Here is a 16,358-nt window from a genome sequence, read left to right as displayed (position 1 = left end):
CATGCAAAAGCATCTAATCCGTTCTTTTTTTTAGTTAATCTTCTGTAGTGAAGTAGCTGTGATCTTCAAGATGAAGAGCGCTTAGAATCATCGCAGCAGTTTCTTCAATTGAAAGAGAAGCAACGTTAATCGTTACACAACCTAATTTTTTATATAAATCTGCTGCATACTCCAATTCTTTGCGAATTTTTTCAATATCAGAATAAGACGTGTCGGCAGGCAGACCATAAGCACGCATCCGTTCTTTACGGATACCGTTTAAGATATCTGGATCATTAGTTAAACCAACAACTTTTTTCGGATCAATTTCCCAAAGCTCGTTTGGCAGATGTGCTTCCGGAATTAACGGCAGATTCGCTACCTTCAGATTTTTATTAGCCAAGAATAAGCTTAACGGTGTTTTTGACGTACGGGAAACACCAAGGAGAACAACGTCAGCCTCTAGGAAGCCTCGGGGATCTTTTCCATCATCATATTTTACAGCGAACTCCATCGCTTCAATACGGTTGAAATAATTTTCATTCAAATGATGCAAAGCTCCGGCTTCACCGCTACGCTGAATACCAGTGAAACGTTCAATTTCTTCAATTGGAGAAGTTAGAATATCAAAATGGTAAAGAGCATTCTCTTCAAAAAATTCATGTGCGATTTTAACCAAATCTTTACTAATAATCGTATGAAGAATCATTGCATTTTCATTTTTGGCATCTTCCAGTGCTGCTTTTAGTTTTTCCTCTTCTTTAACAAATGTTTTTCTGTATAAAGAAAAATCTACGGTTGGAAATTGTGCCATAATCGCCGCTGCGAGCTTTGACGCAGTTTCACCGGCAGAATCAGAGATTACAAATATTGTGACTGTTTTTTTGTCATTATTTTCCATTAAAAACGACCTTTCTTGATTTTTTAATGACTTTATTATACCATACAAGCCAAGAGTTAGTTCGTAATAATTTTGATTTGAGAAGGAGCATAAAAAATGGCGCAGACGAAGTCCCAAGTAGCAGAAGCACTTGAAATCATGAAAACTCATGGATTAAAATATACTAAAAAGAGAGAAGCGATCATTGCCTATCTCATTAAACGCAATCGCTATATCTCTGCTAAAGAAGTTTACGAGTTCATGAACAATGAATACAAAGGCATCAGTTATGATACGATTTATCGGAATCTTCACGATTTTGAAGATATGGCGCTGCTGGAGACAACAGACTTAAATGGAGAAAAGAAGTTTCGTTTCCACTGTAGTCATGATATGGAGCATCACCATCATTTTATCTGTGTGGTATGTGGCAAGACCAAAGAAATCCATATGTGCCCAATGACCTTTTTTGAGGAACAACTAAATGGCTGCAGTATTGAAGGACATCGCTTTGAAATTTTAGGAAGATGTGAAAACTGCCAATAATTTTTCAGAAAAATTTGTCTAAAATTATTGAATTGTCAAAATATTTTTGTCAATTTTCGTTGGAGAGGTTGACGATAAAATCTGCATTAGATATAATGTAAAAAGGACAGTATTTTATTTATAAGAAATACATTTATAAATAAGAAAAACGGTTACTTTTTAAGCTCGGAGGGAGGGAATTACAATGTCAAAAACTGTCGTTCGTAAAAACGAATCTCTGGATGACGCTCTTCGTCGCTTCAAACGTTCCGTTTCGAAAGCGGGTACTCTACAAGAATCTCGTAAACGTGAATTCTACGAAAAACCAAGCGTAAAACGTAAGAAAAAATCAGAAGCTGCTAGAAAACGTAAAAAATTCTAGTTTCTGATGAAGTGGAGCTGGTTGTATGTCATTATTGACAACGTTGAATGACGATATTAAAACAGCGATGAGAGCTAAAGATAAAAGTGCTTTAGGTGTTCTTCGCTTGTTGAAAGCCGCCATTCAGAATGAGCAGATCAAAGTAGGCCGTGATTTGGACGGAGGAGAAGAGTTGGCTGTTTTGTCTCGAGAGATGAAACAGAGAAGAGACTCTTTGGTAGAGTTTGAAAAAGCGGGACGAGAAGATCTTGCAGAAAAAGCAAAGATTGAAATGGCAATCGTTGAGAAATATCTGCCTGAACAGCTTTCTGAGGACGAAATCCGCAAGATTGTTCAGACAGCAATCGATAAAACTGGTGCCACCTCCCAAGCAGAGTTTGGGAAAGTTATGGGACTGGTAATGCCGCAAGTCAGAGGCAAAGCCGATGGCGGGTTGGTAAATGCAATTGTCAAAGACTCACTACAAAAGAACTGATCAAGAACTAAAGAGACTGGGGATTTTAGAATCCCCAGTCTCTTTATTCGTTGTCCTATAGGGATTTTTAAAAGAGGATATCCGCCATTTAAAAACAGAAGGACATAGGCATTTGTTTCTGTAACTCAATTTAGTTGCTTTTGGTTCCTGTTGCGCAGTATAATCGTCAAGACTGAGGTAGCTGGCGAGGTTTACTGTTTTGAATGTGGTTAAGCTGTGACAGTTCTAAACAAACGTTAAAAGAGAATGATAAAGTTTTTAATCCATTATGAGTGCTTCTTTTTTAAAGAGGAAGAATATGGTATTATTGTAGGGAATGTACGAAAAAAAGGAGCTGGAAATTTTTTGACGGAAAACGAAAATCAGGCAACATCTTTAGAAATAAAATTAACGGATATGGATGATGCAAGTATGCTTTTTGGTACGCATGACAAGCATTTGAAGTTTCTTGAAGAGAATGGTGCAGTTGTCATCAATACTAGAGGAGAAACCATTCAGATTATTGGCTTAGAAGAAAATGTTCATATTGTAGAGTCTGTCTTTCGGGCGTTACAGGAGCTAATCAAGAGAGGAATCAAGATTGGGACACCTGATGTTGTGACTGCTTTAAAGATGGCTAGGAGCCAGCAGCTGGATTCGTTTATCGCCATGTATGAAGAAGAGATTCTTAAAGACCACCAAGGGCGTTCAATCCGTATAAAAAATACTGGTCAAAAACGTTATATTGATGCAGTGAAGAATCATGATGTTGTATTTGGTATAGGTCCTGCCGGAACAGGGAAAACATATCTGGCAGTAGTGATGGCCATCGCAGCCTTAAAAAAGGGACAGGTTCAAAAGATTATTTTGACACGTCCGGCGGTAGAAGCAGGAGAAAATCTTGGTTTTCTGCCAGGTGATTTAAAAGAAAAGGTTGATCCTTATCTACGACCGGTTTATGATGCGTTGTATCAAATTTTCGGTGTAGAACATACCAACCGGCTGATGGAGCGCGGTGTCATCGAAATTGCTCCGTTGGCTTATATGCGCGGGCGTACATTGGATGATGCTTTTGTCATTTTAGATGAGGCTCAGAATACAACTGTCGCTCAGATGAAAATGTTTTTAACACGTCTTGGTTATCAATCCAAGATGATTGTGAATGGTGATACAAGTCAGATTGACTTGCCTAAAGGAGTTGTCAGCGGGTTAGTTCACGCTGAACGAACACTGAGACCTATCAAGAAAATTGCATTTATCCACTTTGAAGCTGGGGATGTAGTTCGTCATCCAATCGTGGCGGAAATCATTCAAGCATATGAAGAACAAAAGAAAGACTCTTAGCACTTCTGGAAAAGGAGGGATAATTAGTTGAAAATATGGTTGCTACAAATACGTGATAAACTGGGAAAAGCGTTTATTCCAGTGTTGCTGGTTGTTTTTTCATTACTTATATTCGTCATAATGTTTAGCAGCGTTCATGAAAAGAAAGTTGAAATTAAAGAAGGACAATTAGCTGAAACGACAATTAGAGCAAATAAAAATATTGAAAATACATATGAGACGGAGCAGAAGAAAAAGCTTGCTGAAGAGGCGGTTACACCTGAGTATATTTATCAGGAAGATACTGCTGGAATTCAGCATGAACGGGTAGAAAAGCTCTTTGAACTTGTTAATTCAATAAACGCTAAAATCGATAAGGACTATGAAAATAAAAAAACATCAGCTAAAAAAGATGAAACGATCCCTCAGCCAACAAATGAGGAACGGGTTGCAGCTTTAAAGGCAACTTTTGAAAAATTGACACAAGAAGAAATAACAATGTTTCAGTCATTTCCTAATGTGTTTTATCAAAATATATTCAATTTGACGGATGAACAGATTGCGACCGTTGAAACCGAAAGTCTGAAGCTGATTGATGATACTATGGAGGACCATGTCCGCGAGAGTGAATTAGCTGAGATTCGCCAGAAAGCAATCAATAAAATTCAATTTCTGGATGTAAGTTCTCTAATGCAGCAGGAGATTCGCTACGTTGTGAACGCTGGTATTGTTGCTAACGAATTTACAAATGAAAAGAAAACCGAAGAGCTGAAAAAAACAGCGCGTGAAGCGATTCAGCCTGTAATGATTTATCAAGGTGAAATCATTGTTCGTGAAGGAACACAGATTGATGCAAAAGCCATCGAAAAGCTGGAGCTGCTGGGAATGACGAATCAGAATCCGTCTATTTTTCCGATTGTTGCTCTGGGACTGACCATTCTCTTTCAGATAGCTGTACTGCTGTTCTTTACGAAGCAAATAACCTTAGAGCAGACACGTCGCTCCTTTGTTCTATTTTATGTGAGCGCAATGTCCTTGAGTATTCTGGTGATGAAATTCTTCCAGATTTTCCAAAGTGAACAGCTTTTGTATATTCCACTGTTTTTCCCAGCTGCGTTTGTACCATTGGTACTTAGTTATTTTGTTAACCGGCGTGCTGGTATTTTATCTGGAGTCTTTCAGGTAGTCTTTGCACTGTTTGTGTTTTATGATTCCATTGGAACGAATATCTTAACTATTATTCTAGTATCCTATTTATTTTCAGGATTGCTGGCAGCTGTAGTGAATCGAAAACGAATCAGCCGGCAGGGCTGGACAGCAATGGTTTGGGTTGTGGCTTTTCCAGTAGGGATGGATCTTATTTTAACTATCTATCAGGGGATGTCCTTTGTTGACGGAAAAACCTGGACTCTGCTTATTTCGGCTTTTGCCGGAAAACTGCTGGCCTTTCTACTAACAATGGGGCTGCATCCGTATATTGAATTAATTGTGACGGATGACAGTATGATTGTGCTGAATGAACTGAGCAACCCTAATCATCCGCTTTTGAAGCAGCTTTTGGAGGAAGCACCTGGAACCTATCACCATAGCATGATGGTTGCAAGTTTGAGTGCCAATGCTGTAGCTGAAATCGGCGGGCGTTCGTTGTTAACACGAGTGGCTTGTTACTATCACGATATTGGAAAAATCAAGCATGCTAATTTCTTTGTGGAGAATCTGCCGTCAGGTGCTGAAAATCCACACAACTTTTTACTGCCGGAAGATAGTAAACAAATTATTTTTGGCCATGTTATTGATGGAGCAAAAATCTTAGAGGAATACAATATGCCGCAGATGGTCATCGATATTTGCCGCCAGCATCATGGAAAGACGTTAATGAAGTTTTTCTATATGAAGGAAAAGGAACGGAACCCGGATACACTGGAAGAAGATTTCCGTTATCCTGGTCCAAAGCCTCAGACGAGAGAGGCTGGTATTGTGAACATCGCTGATACTTGTGAAGCAGCAGTGCGGGCAATGAGCAATCCGACGAATGAAAAAATCAAAGAGTTTGTACATTCTGTTATTCAAGAACGTATTGCTGACGGGCAACTGGATGAATGCGGTCTGACAATGAAAGAAATTCGAATGGTTGAAAAATCTTTAGTAAATGGTCTGTGCAGTACCTTCCACTCAAGGATTAAATATCCAAAAATGAAGGACGAAGCAGAGAGAATGAAAGATGAACAAGAAAAGAGAGATGTTTAATGGACATTACGTTTATTGATGAAACTGAAAAAGTCTCTTCTGATCATTTGAGGGAAGTAGAAAATCTGCTGCAGTTTGCAGCAGATTTTCTGAATATTCCCGAGGATGCGGAGCTGTCTGTCACCTTCATGGATAACGAAGGTATTCGTGTAATCAATAGAGATTACCGGGGCAAAGATATGGCGACGGATGTCATTAGCTTTGCGATGGAAGAGGAAGGCGACGGAGAAATTCCAATCATTTTTGAAGATGAGGAAATGGAGCTGCCGCGCAATTTGGGCGATTTGATGATTTCGATTGAACGTACAGCTGAGCAGGCGGAAGAGTATGGACACACGTTTGAACGTGAGCTTGGTTTTCTAGCGGTTCATGGCTTTCTTCATTTAAATGGCTATGATCATATGACGGATGAAGATGAAAGAGAGATGTTCGGCTTACAGAAAGAGATATTGGATGCTTATGGCCTTAAAAGATAAACAAACCGAAAAAAATAAACATTTTATCAGTTCACTGGAATTTGCTGTTCAGGGAATTCGTACAGTGTTCAAAGAAGAACGGAATATGCGCACCCATGTAGTGATGGGAGGAGTAGCAGTGATTGCTGGTTTTGTTTTCCAGTTAAAAGCGATGGAATGGCTTTTTTTGCTATTAACAATTTTTCTGGTATTGCTTGTTGAAATTATCAATACTGCATTTGAAAATGTCGTTGATATGTGTACGGACTATCATTTTCATCCTATTGGAAAAAAAATCAAAGATATGGCGGCAGGTGCGGTTCTATTAACAGCGTGCTTCTCTTTACTTGTAGGAGCAATCATTTTTCTGCCAAAGCTATGGCAGCTGCTTATCCATTTTTTATAATCACTGACACTGAACAGATAGAAGGAGAGAACGAATGACTGAAACACACAAATCTGGCTTTGTAGCAATCGTAGGTCGCCCTAATGTTGGGAAATCTACCTTGCTTAATCGAATTGTCGGACAAAAAATTGCTATTATGAGTGATAAGGCTCAAACAACTAGAAATAAGATTCAGGGAGTATACACCACACCAGAGGCTCAATTGATTTTCATTGATACCCCGGGGATTCACAAACCGAAGCATCGATTAGGCGATTTCATGGTGGAAACTGCGTATAGCGCATTAAGAGAAGTAGATGCTGTTCTCTTTATGATTAGTGCCGATCAAAAGCGGGGAAAAGGCGACGATTTTATTATCGATCGTCTGAAGCAACAAAATACGCCTGTTTTTCTGGTGATTAATAAGATTGACAAGGTTCATCCTAATGATTTGTTGGCAATTATTGAAGATTATTCTAGCCAGATGGAATTTGCCGAGGTCGTTCCTATTTCTGCAACAGAAGGAAATAATACGGAACGTCTGATGGAAATTCTGGTTGAACGGATGCCGAAAGGACCGCAGTATTTCCCAGATGATCAAATCACGGATCACCCGGAATACTTCATTGTTTCTGAGCTGGTTCGTGAGAAGGTTCTTCTTCTTACAAGAGACGAGATTCCTCATTCCGTAGCTGTTGTTGTGGATTCAATGAAACGGGATGAAAATGATAAGGTTCATATTCAAGCAACAATCATCGTTGAACGGGATAGCCAAAAAGGGATCATCATCGGTAAAGGTGGAAAGATGCTGAAACAGATTGGGACAAAGGCGCGCCGTGACATAGAACATTTACTTGATGATAAGGTGTACTTAGAGCTTTGGGTAAAGGTTCAGAAAGACTGGCGAGATAAAAAAATCTATCTTCAGGACTTCGGTTATCGGGAAGAGGATTATTAAAGCCGGCTGTTGAGCTTCACTAGAGGATAGTAAGTATACAACAAAAGTATATGTAAAATAAAGCAGTAGCTGTAGGAGCCAAAAAGGCGTACGGCTGCTGCTTTATTCGCTGACTGATTCAGTTAGCTTGTTTAATTAGTTTACATTTAGACGGAACCAGTTTTTTAATGAAAAAATCATAGTTCCTATAAGAAGAAGCAATCCTACTACACTGAAAACAGGAGTAATCAGGCTGCCTAAAAAGACTGTTACAATAGAGATAAAGAAAAGCAGTAGTGCTGTGGGATTGGTAACAATTTCTACTGTCTGACCAGCTTGAACAGTGACGGGTGTACTGCCTAAATACCATTGATTTGCAGTTAACTGAACGGGCTCCTCGTTGTTTTCGATTTGATATTGTTGATTATTCTTTAAATGTGTAACTAATTTTCCGTTGGATTTCAAGGTAATCTTAGTTCCCATTCCAACAATCCCTGTATTTCTTTGTATATTTATTTTCATTTAAACAGCTCCTTAATGATTTATCGTCTATTCAGTTTGCTCTGTGTAGAGACATGATGGATAGAGCGACTAATAAAGTATACGGGGTTCTGAAATGAATGTAAATGCGTAACTGTTCTTTTATAGTAGTTTTTGCTAAAATGTATATGAATTTAGTTAGTGATAGAGGCTTAAAAAAATAATTTTGTCTTCATCATGAAAAAAGGGCTATTTAGCATATAGGATTTCTAAATAAAATAGATAAAGTGAGGAGGCAGGTGAGAAAATGGCTTTAGGTGAAAGCAAAGGACTGGTTTTATTTGCCAGAGATTATAAAGAAAAGGATAAGCTGGTAAAGATTTTTACAGAATCCTTTGGCAAGCAAATGTTTTTTATCAAAGGGGCTCATCGTAAAAATAATCCTTTAACTCCTGCAATTATGCCGTTTACTCAAGCTGTTTACATCGGTGATTTTAGAGAAGAAGGACTATCTTTTATCAACAGCAGTAAAGAAGTGACACCGTTTCTGGCGATTCAGCAGGATATTTTCCTCAATGCTTATGCAACCTATATTCTTAATCTTGCAGACACAGCAATTGAAGACCGCATCTATGATCCTAGCTTATACTCTTTTACGCTACAGGCACTACAGCTGATTAATGAAGGGAAAGATCCGGAAATCATTACAAATATATATGAAATTCAGCTGCTTCATCGATTTGGTATTTCCATTGACTGGATGAGCTGCCGGGTGTGCGGTCAGACAAAAGGCAAGTTTGACTATTCCTCTAAATACAATGGTGTACTATGTGAAGCTCATTGGCACATGGATGCCTATCGTTATCATGGGGATTCAAGAGCCATTCACTTTATTCGTCTCTTTTCAGCTGTTTCCTATGATAAATTGAATAAAATAGAGGTTAAGCCGGAAATAAAGCTAGAAATCAGAAAGATTATTGATGAGCTTTATGACGAGTATGTGGGAATCCATTTGAAAAGTAAAAAATTTATTGATCAGATGAAAAGCTGGGAGAACACCTTGAAGGAGCAGCGAAATGGAGACTAGCAATTATCTAAAAAAAGTTGTTTATAAAAAGCCAAAGCAACAAGACTTTCCCTTCAATCTATCAGCGCTCAACGATTTGAATGACCTTGTTTTTGACCAGCCGCTGACTTTTTTCGTAGGGGAAAATGGGACAGGGAAATCCACCGTGATTGAGATGATAGCCAGTTTGATGGGGATGAATATGGAGGGCGGATCACGGAATCAGCTCTTCTCCACTTATGAAGAAAACTACTCGCTGGCTGATGCTTGTCGTCCAGTACGGTATCCCAGCTACCCTAAGGATTTCTATTTCTACCGGGCAGAATCTTTTTATAATTTAATGACTGAAATAGAGGAAACGGATGCTTTTGGACCGTCTGTTTTTGAACGGGATCTTCATAGCTATTCGAGAGGAGAATCGTTTGTAGAGCTTTTAACAAACCGTTTTTTCGGCAAAGGCTTTTACCTGCTTGATGAACCTGAGACAGGTCTTTCGCTGAGTACCCAGCTGCAGGTTATGGTACTGCTGAAGGATTTGATTGGTGCCGATTCTCAGTTTATTATTGCCACGCATTCCCCTGTACTGCTGTTTTTTCCTAATGCTAAAATATATGAGTTTTCAGCCGACAGTATTCAGGAGAAGAAATTGAAGGAAACGAGAATTTATCAGGATTGGTCGATGATTTTTGAAAGAGAGCAGTATTTTTTCGAAAAACTTCTATCCGAATGAAAAATAATTTGACATCTGAAATTGAACGGCTTATTATGAATAGTAACGAATATGTACAATGAGAAAGAAGAGTAGAAAGATTTTCAGACAAGAAGCGATTTCGGGAGAGTGAAAGCCGGAAGCTGAACCTTTCGAAGGGCGCTTTTGAGTACAGTAAATGAAGCTGCTGATTTTTAATCAGAAGTAGGGTGGAACCGCGAATGACTTTTCGTCCCTATGTCTCTTTAGAGGCATAGGGACTTTTTTTACTTGTGCCACCTATACTCTGAAGGGGAGAAAGACAGTCAATAGGAGGAGAAAAAATGAAACAGAAATTAACTGTGCAAGACATGATTCTGACATTGCAGAAATTTTGGTCATCAAACGGTTGTATGCTGATGCAGGCATATGATACAGAGAAGGGTGCCGGAACAATGAGTCCGTATACATTTCTTCGTGCAATCGGTCCAGAGCCTTGGAACGCTGCCTATGTAGAACCTTCAAGACGGCCGGCTGACGGACGATATGGGGAGAACCCCAACCGCCTGTATCAGCATCATCAGTTCCAAGTGGTTATGAAGCCATCTCCGGAAAACATTCAGGAGCTGTACTTGGATAGTCTGCGTTTATTAGGAATTGAACCATTAGAGCATGATATCCGGTTTGTAGAGGATAACTGGGAAAATCCATCAATGGGCTGTGCTGGTCTGGGATGGGAAGTTTGGTTAAATGGTATGGAAATTACACAGTTCACGTATTTTCAACAGGTAGGCGGGCTGCCGTGTAAGCCAGTAACAGCGGAAATCACTTATGGTTTAGAACGATTAGCTTCTTATATTCAGGAGGTTGAAAGTGTTTATGATTTACAATGGACACAAGATGTAAAGTACGGTGAGATTTTTAAGCAGCCGGAATATGAGCATTCAAAATATTCTTTTGAAATTAGCGACCAGGAAATGCTTTTAGCTAATTTTGACAAATTTGAAAAAGAAGCGAAACGATGTATTGATGAGGATTTGGTTCACCCGGCTTATGATTATATCTTAAAATGCAGTCATACCTTCAATCTACTGGATGCCCGCGGCGCAGTATCAGTTACAGAACGCGCCGGCTATCTGGCACGGATTCGGAATATGGCCCGCTCAGTAGCCAAAATCTTTGTAGCAGAAAGAAAGAAACTGGGTTACCCTCTGCTTAATAAAACAGCTGCTGAGAAAGGAGCGGAATAATTATGGCGAATAATTTATTATTGGAAATTGGCTTAGAAGAAATGCCGGCTCATGTGGTGACACCAAGCCGGAAACAGCTGGAAGAGAAAGTAGTAAACTTTTTAGATGAACATAATTTAGGTTATGAATCTGTTCAGACTTTTTCTACGCCTAGACGTTTAGCCATCTATGTGACGGCGATTCCTGAAAGACAAGAAGACACGCAAGAAGAAGTCAAAGGACCTGCAAAGAAAATTGCTCAGGACGCTGAAGGCAACTGGTCCAAAGCGGCCGAGGGCTTTGTTCGAGGTCAAGGGCTGACAACAGATGCGATTACCTTTAGAGAATTAAATGGTGTTGAGTATGTCTACGTAACAAAATATGTTCATGGGCAAGCATCGAAAGAAGTCTTGAAAGGCCTAAAGGATGTTATTTTGAGCTTAACTTTCCCTGTGACAATGCGCTGGGCGGATCATGAGTTTGAATACATTCGTCCAATTCATTGGATTGTCGCTCTTTTAGATGAAGAGGTCATTCCATTTACGATTCTTGATGTAGCAACAGATAGAAAATCAAGAGGGCATCGCTTCCTTGGGGATGAAGCAACATTTGCTCACGCAGATGAATATGAACAAAAGCTTTTAGAGCAATTTGTTATCGCTGATCCTGTTAAGAGAGAAGCGATGATTGTTGAACAGGCAGAAGCTATTGCTGAAAAGAATCAGTGGACTGTAGCTTTGGCTGGTGATTTATTAGAAGAAGTGAATAATTTAGTGGAATATCCTACAGTATTTGTTGGCGGATTTGACGAAAAATATCTTTCTGTTCCTGATGAAGTTTTAGTCACATCGATGAAGGAACATCAGCGCTATTTTGATGTCCGCAATGAAAAAGGATTACTGCTGCCTCATTTTATCGCAGTTCGAAACGGCAACAATGTTCATCTGGAAAATGTTGTTAAGGGGAATGAGAAGGTTTTGATTGCCCGTCTGGAAGATGCAGAGTTCTTCTATAATGAAGATAAAAAATTATCGATTGATACATGTGTAAATAAACTAAAAAATGTAACCTTCCATGAAAAAATTGGCTCTATCTATGAAAAAATGCAGCGTACAGCAGCGATAGCCAAAATCATTGGAGAAAAAATTGGCTTAAACAACGAGGAACTGACAGATTTAAATCGGGCAGCACAAATCTATAAGTTTGATTTAGTTACAAATATGGTTGGAGAATTTCCCGAGCTACAGGGAATTATGGGTGAAAAATATGCCCTGCTGCAAGGTGAAAAAGCAGCAGTTGCACAGGCCATTCGCGAACATTATCTGCCGATTTCCAGTGAGGGTGAACTGCCGGAGTCGGCAATTGGTTCAGTTTTGGCGATTGCTGATAAACTGGACAGCGTCCTTACATTCTTTACAGTAGGAATGGTTCCTAGCGGTTCGAACGATCCGTATGCTCTGCGTCGTCAGACTTATGGGATTATTCGAATTATTGAGAACAAGGGCTGGCAGTTTCCGCTAGTTGAGCTTCAGGAAGAAATTGATCAGGAAATCAATGCAGATCAAGAACGTTTTGGAATTCAGCTAACAAGCGGTCAAAAGGAAGTTGTTGATTTTGTCAAAGCACGATTACGCCAGCTGCTTCTAACTAAAAATATTCGTCATGATATCATCGACGCGGTGATTTCAGCGAAACAAAAAGACATGATGAAGCTGTTTGCTTCAGCAATGATTATTCGTGAACATCTTAAGGATGAGGATTTCCGTCCTTCTATTGAAGCGTTGACTCGTGTATTGAATTTAGCTAAGAAGAGTCAGGAACTCGGTCAGAAAGATGTAAAAATCAATAAAGCGTTATTTGAAAATGAGACAGAGAAAGCTCTTCACCAAGCTGTCAATGAAGTAGAGGAAAACTTCAAAGGCAATACAATGGCGGAAAACTATCAAGCTTTGGTGAGCTTGAAACCGTTGATTGAAGCTTACTTTGATCAGACGATGGTCATGGTAGAGGATGAAGACATCAAAGCAAACCGAATTGCCGAATTAAACCGGATTGCTGAAATGGTGCTTTCCCTGGCAAGTCTTGATTTATTAAATGTTAAATAATCTATAAAACAGGGTAATAGGAATCTGGAAAAACGTTCTAAAGCAGTGGAAAAAACTGTTTTAGGGCGTTTTCTATTTTTTCACTAGTGTTGTAAAGAAAATAAGATAGTTTATCATGCTTCAGACAAATAGAATAGGCAGTGAAGCCGGAAGCAAGTCGGTAGAAAATTATGGCCATTCCTAAATGAAGTCAAGCAAGCGCCAGCCTGTTTCAGCTAAAGCGCTCCTTTCTGAGCCAAGAGAAAATTGGTTGGAGAGAAACAGGCCTGATGGCTAAACGTTTTAAGTGAAGAATATCGTACTTGGTTATTAGTTGAATAATTCGTACAAATTCTGGAAAAGAGTCATCCATTGCTGAAGCATTCGATTTTTTCACTTGTCAACTGATTAATATTTCCAGATTATTCTGACTATATCTTTGAAACACTAATATTATTTAAAAAAAGCAACAAAATAATCAGCTGAACGACTGATAATATGCTATGATAAACCTATCTTTTTTTTAGATTTTATCGGAAATTGAGGGGGAATAGCATGATACGTTTTGCAGGAGTAGAGGACGGTCCGGTATTATTAAAAATTTACGCCCAATATATTGAGACAGCAGTGACCTTTGAATGTGCTCTTCCCAAAGAGACGGAATTTTCACAGCGGATTGAGGAAATTAGTCAAGACTATCCCTATTTAGTTTGGGAAGAGGATGGCCGTATTATTGGGTACGCGTATGCACATCGTTATAAAGAAAGAGAAGCTTATCAATGGACTGCCGAGCTGTCAGTTTATGTTGACCAGAAATCTGCAGTAAGAGGAGTGGGACGTCGATTTTATCAAATGCTTCTGGCAATCTTGAAACGCCAAGGGGTTAGGACAGTCTATGGCATTGTTACAGTTCCTAATGAAAAAAGTGAAAAACTACATAAAGTATTTGGCTTTCAACGAATAGGTGTTTATCACAGTATCGGATACAAGTGCGGCCGCTGGCATGATGTTGCCTTGTTTGAAAAGAAGCTTTTGACTGGTGATTCTGAACCAGAACCTTTTTTACCTATTCATCTATTGTCACATGAAGAACTGTCAGCAGTATTACTAGAACAGATGTAGAGCAGAATTATTAATGAACAAATATTTTTTAGTTTATCAGAGAGAGTTGAGGTAGAGTAGATGCAATTTAGAAATTATATCGCTGAGCAGGATCGGGAGTGGCTTATTCAATTATGTGGCCGTTTTGCTGATTTTCCTCTTCCTCAGCGCATTGAGCATGCAGGATTTAGAAAGCAGCAGATGGATTGGATGGTTTTAGATTTAGAAAAAGCGGAACAGGTTCATCTTTTGATTGCTGTTTTAGATGGACAGCGTGCAGGCTTTATTGAGATGAAGGCAGAAGAAGACTGGCTAACTGGCGAGAAACAAGCTTATGTTTCAAGAATCTGCACAACGGAAGACATGGAGGGAAAAGGTGTCGGTAAAGCTTTGATGACTCAAGCGGAGCGCTGGGCAGCGGAGCAGGGATTTGAAGGAATCAGTTTAAATGTTTTTGCTGGAAATACTCATGCTGCCGCATTCTATGAATCGTTGGGCTATGAAAAAGAAACGATAAAAATGAGAAAAACTCTGAATTAGGATGGCTGTTTTCACATTCAGATTCCTTGTTAAAAATTCCTGGACAAAGTGGGGAATAGCTGCTCGTGTGTAGAGGCCTTTGCACCGTTACATTGGCTAATAATAGAGTGTAGGTTTTTTTATTACTAAAAAGCTGGTGAGTGAGAATTGGATTATTTCTCATACACCAGCTTTTGTTTACTTATTTATTTTTTTGCTGTTTTCCGGCGTTGCGTCCGCCTTTAGAAGAATACTTAGGTTGATGCCCATTGCTTTTAGTCAATGATACTTCTTTAGGAGTAACATCTTTTACGGTACTGACTACCTGTTTTGGCGGATTTTTCTTGAGTTCTTCTGCTACTTGAGCCTTAATTCTAGGTTTCAGCAGAATATTTGAAATAAAGGTTTGGATACAACTGAAAATACCACCGACAACCCAATATAATGCTACTCCGGCAGGAGAGCTAAAGGACATGAAGACAATCATCAATGGCGAGATAATCAGCATAGATTTCATAGTCTTTTTCTGTTCTTCAGGAATACCGATTGTTGAAATATATCCTTGAATTAAATAAGCGATTCCGGCTAAAATTACGAAAACAATACTCGGCGTACCTAAGTTAATGCCGAAGAAGTTCGCTTCGCTAATACCTTCTGTATATCTGGCAGCAAAGAACAAAGCAGAGAATATCGGCATTTGAATCAGCAGAGGTAAACAGCCAATTCCGCCCATCATGCTCATATTGTTGTCTTTGTATACCTGATTCAGTTCTGTTTGTGCCTGCATCTGTTCTTCACGTGTTACAGCCTGTTTCATCTTGGCTTGTGCCGCATCAATCTGTGGTTTGATTGCCTGCATTTTTTCAGTCTGAATCATACTTTTACGTGACTGATTCAAGCCTAAAGGCATAATGATGATTCGAACGATGACAGTAATAAATACAATCGCCCAGCCGTAATTCCAATTAAAGTTGTTTACAAGGTAAGTAATAAGATTGCTCATCGGCTGAACAAGAAATTGATAAACAATTCCGTCGCCTGTAGGTTGACCATCGCTTCCGGTTTTTACACAACCTGAAAGAAAAAGCATTAAGGTGATTAAGCCTGAACTAAGTATCCATTTATTGTATTTCTTCATATAATTCTTCCTTTACTAAAATTTGCACAAACTTAACTATACTTTAAAATCATTCATTTTTCAATAATAATTCCGAAAAGCCGAGGAAACTTATTGAATAATTAAAAGCAGAATTACTTACTGGAGGTACATGATAAAAGCAGCGCAGCGTCTAGAAAAATGGCAGTTCAGTCAGCTGCCTGCTAAGTAAAGCTGGTTAATTTGTTACTTTAAAAGTAGAATAATCTTCAATCAAAGGATCGTCTTGAATATCAGTATAAGTAACTCTTCCGGAAGGTGTTGGAGAATCCTTAATCTTTTGAATAAAGGCTTCAATTTGTTCCAACGAGCCTACTGCTTCAATAGACACAGAACCATCGTTTTCATTTCTGACTGTTCCTGTAACACCTAACTGATCAGCAACCATTTTTGTTGTGTAGCGAAAGCCCACACCCTGTACTCGTCCTTGAACGTTCATACGAATTTTTCTCATGAATAGGCACCCCG

The 16,358-nt window shown here is 39.1% G+C and carries 18 protein-coding genes; 14 read left to right on the top strand and 4 right to left on the bottom strand.

Features of this window, described 5'->3' with window-relative positions:
• Nucleotides 1–34 precede the first annotated feature (34 nt).
• Entirely contained in the window at nucleotides 35–880 is an 846-nt protein-coding gene (locus ACPWSO_RS04115) for a pyruvate, water dikinase regulatory protein (protein WP_426081552.1), read from the bottom strand.
• 96 nt (nucleotides 881–976) lie between these two features.
• Here ACPWSO_RS04115 and ACPWSO_RS04110 point away from each other — a divergent pair, with 96 nt between their 5' ends.
• The 8 genes from ACPWSO_RS04110 (at nucleotide 977) to era (ending at nucleotide 7,588) form a co-directional block, all read left to right on the top strand.
• Nucleotides 977–1,405 carry a Fur family transcriptional regulator gene (locus tag ACPWSO_RS04110; protein ID WP_426081551.1) on the top strand — a complete coding sequence of 143 codons (429 nt, stop codon included), beginning with the start codon at nucleotides 977–979 and terminating at the stop codon, nucleotides 1,403–1,405.
• Between the two features lie 184 nt (nucleotides 1,406–1,589).
• Nucleotides 1,590–1,766, top strand: coding sequence for a 30S ribosomal protein S21 (gene rpsU / locus ACPWSO_RS04105; protein WP_002356740.1), 177 nt, complete (start codon nucleotides 1,590–1,592; stop codon nucleotides 1,764–1,766).
• 25 nt (nucleotides 1,767–1,791) lie between these two features.
• Nucleotides 1,792–2,241, top strand: coding sequence for a GatB/YqeY domain-containing protein (locus ACPWSO_RS04100; RefSeq protein WP_426081550.1), 450 nt, complete (start codon nucleotides 1,792–1,794; stop codon nucleotides 2,239–2,241).
• Nucleotides 2,242–2,637: 396 nt separating this feature from the next.
• Nucleotides 2,638–3,564 carry a PhoH family protein gene (locus tag ACPWSO_RS04095; RefSeq protein WP_426081798.1) on the top strand — a complete coding sequence of 309 codons (927 nt, stop codon included), beginning with the start codon at nucleotides 2,638–2,640 and terminating at the stop codon, nucleotides 3,562–3,564.
• A gap of 27 nt (nucleotides 3,565–3,591) precedes the next feature.
• Nucleotides 3,592–5,790, top strand: coding sequence for an HD family phosphohydrolase (locus ACPWSO_RS04090; protein WP_426081549.1), 2,199 nt, complete (start codon nucleotides 3,592–3,594; stop codon nucleotides 5,788–5,790).
• Entirely contained in the window at nucleotides 5,790–6,266 is a 477-nt protein-coding gene (ybeY, locus tag ACPWSO_RS04085; RefSeq protein ID WP_426081548.1) for an rRNA maturation RNase YbeY, read from the top strand. The genes ACPWSO_RS04090 and ybeY overlap by 1 nt, the downstream gene beginning before the upstream one ends.
• Nucleotides 6,244–6,651 (top strand): diacylglycerol kinase family protein, encoded by a 408-nt coding sequence (locus ACPWSO_RS04080; RefSeq protein WP_426081547.1) that lies wholly within the window; start codon nucleotides 6,244–6,246, stop codon nucleotides 6,649–6,651. Before ybeY ends, ACPWSO_RS04080 begins: the two co-directional genes overlap by 23 nt.
• Nucleotides 6,652–6,685: 34 nt before the next feature.
• Nucleotides 6,686–7,588, top strand: a complete 903-nt coding sequence (era, locus tag ACPWSO_RS04075) for a GTPase Era (protein WP_426081545.1) — start codon at nucleotides 6,686–6,688, stop codon at nucleotides 7,586–7,588.
• 135 nt (nucleotides 7,589–7,723) lie between these two features.
• Here the strand turns inward: era and ACPWSO_RS04070 are convergent, their stop codons facing one another.
• On the bottom strand, nucleotides 7,724–8,089 hold the full coding sequence (locus ACPWSO_RS04070) for a hypothetical protein (protein ID WP_426081544.1): 366 nt from the start codon (nucleotides 8,087–8,089) through the stop codon (nucleotides 7,724–7,726).
• A 265-nt stretch (nucleotides 8,090–8,354) separates the two neighbouring features.
• Here ACPWSO_RS04070 and recO point away from each other — a divergent pair, with 265 nt between their 5' ends.
• The 6 genes from recO (at nucleotide 8,355) to ACPWSO_RS04040 (ending at nucleotide 14,755) form a co-directional block, all read left to right on the top strand.
• Nucleotides 8,355–9,134: a DNA repair protein RecO gene (gene recO / locus ACPWSO_RS04065; protein ID WP_426081543.1), complete on the top strand. Its 780-nt coding sequence runs from the start codon at nucleotides 8,355–8,357 to the stop codon at nucleotides 9,132–9,134.
• A complete protein-coding gene (locus ACPWSO_RS04060) occupies nucleotides 9,124–9,843 on the top strand; it encodes an AAA family ATPase (protein WP_426081542.1) in 720 nt (239 codons plus the stop codon). Before recO ends, ACPWSO_RS04060 begins: the two co-directional genes overlap by 11 nt.
• Before the next feature lie 302 nt (nucleotides 9,844–10,145).
• Nucleotides 10,146–11,051, top strand: coding sequence for a glycine--tRNA ligase subunit alpha (gene glyQ, locus ACPWSO_RS04055; RefSeq protein ID WP_426081541.1), 906 nt, complete (start codon nucleotides 10,146–10,148; stop codon nucleotides 11,049–11,051).
• Between the two features lie 2 nt (nucleotides 11,052–11,053).
• On the top strand, nucleotides 11,054–13,135 hold the full coding sequence (gene glyS / locus ACPWSO_RS04050) for a glycine--tRNA ligase subunit beta (RefSeq protein WP_426081540.1): 2,082 nt from the start codon (nucleotides 11,054–11,056) through the stop codon (nucleotides 13,133–13,135).
• Between the two features lie 534 nt (nucleotides 13,136–13,669).
• The gene (locus tag ACPWSO_RS04045) at nucleotides 13,670–14,236 is read left to right on the top strand and encodes a GNAT family N-acetyltransferase (RefSeq protein ID WP_426081539.1); all 567 of its coding nucleotides are present in this window, start codon (nucleotides 13,670–13,672) and stop codon (nucleotides 14,234–14,236) included.
• Nucleotides 14,237–14,296: 60 nt separating this feature from the next.
• Nucleotides 14,297–14,755 carry a GNAT family N-acetyltransferase gene (locus tag ACPWSO_RS04040; RefSeq protein ID WP_426081538.1) on the top strand — a complete coding sequence of 153 codons (459 nt, stop codon included), beginning with the start codon at nucleotides 14,297–14,299 and terminating at the stop codon, nucleotides 14,753–14,755.
• 181 nt (nucleotides 14,756–14,936) lie between these two features.
• Here ACPWSO_RS04040 and yidC read toward each other — a convergent pair whose 3' ends face one another.
• Nucleotides 14,937–15,872: a membrane protein insertase YidC gene (yidC, locus tag ACPWSO_RS04035; protein ID WP_426081537.1), complete on the bottom strand. Its 936-nt coding sequence runs from the start codon at nucleotides 15,870–15,872 to the stop codon at nucleotides 14,937–14,939.
• Between the two features lie 196 nt (nucleotides 15,873–16,068).
• Complete coding sequence (locus tag ACPWSO_RS04030; RefSeq protein ID WP_426081536.1) at nucleotides 16,069–16,344, bottom strand: acylphosphatase; 276 nt, start codon at nucleotides 16,342–16,344, stop codon at nucleotides 16,069–16,071.
• Nucleotides 16,345–16,358: the final 14 nt, after the last annotated feature.

The organism is Enterococcus sp. LJL51, from assembly GCF_049894025.1.
GTDB lineage: Bacteria > Bacillota > Bacilli > Lactobacillales > Enterococcaceae > Enterococcus_L.
The sequence above is the reverse complement of the archived record's forward strand: the minus strand, read 5'-3'. Positions and strand labels throughout refer to the sequence as shown.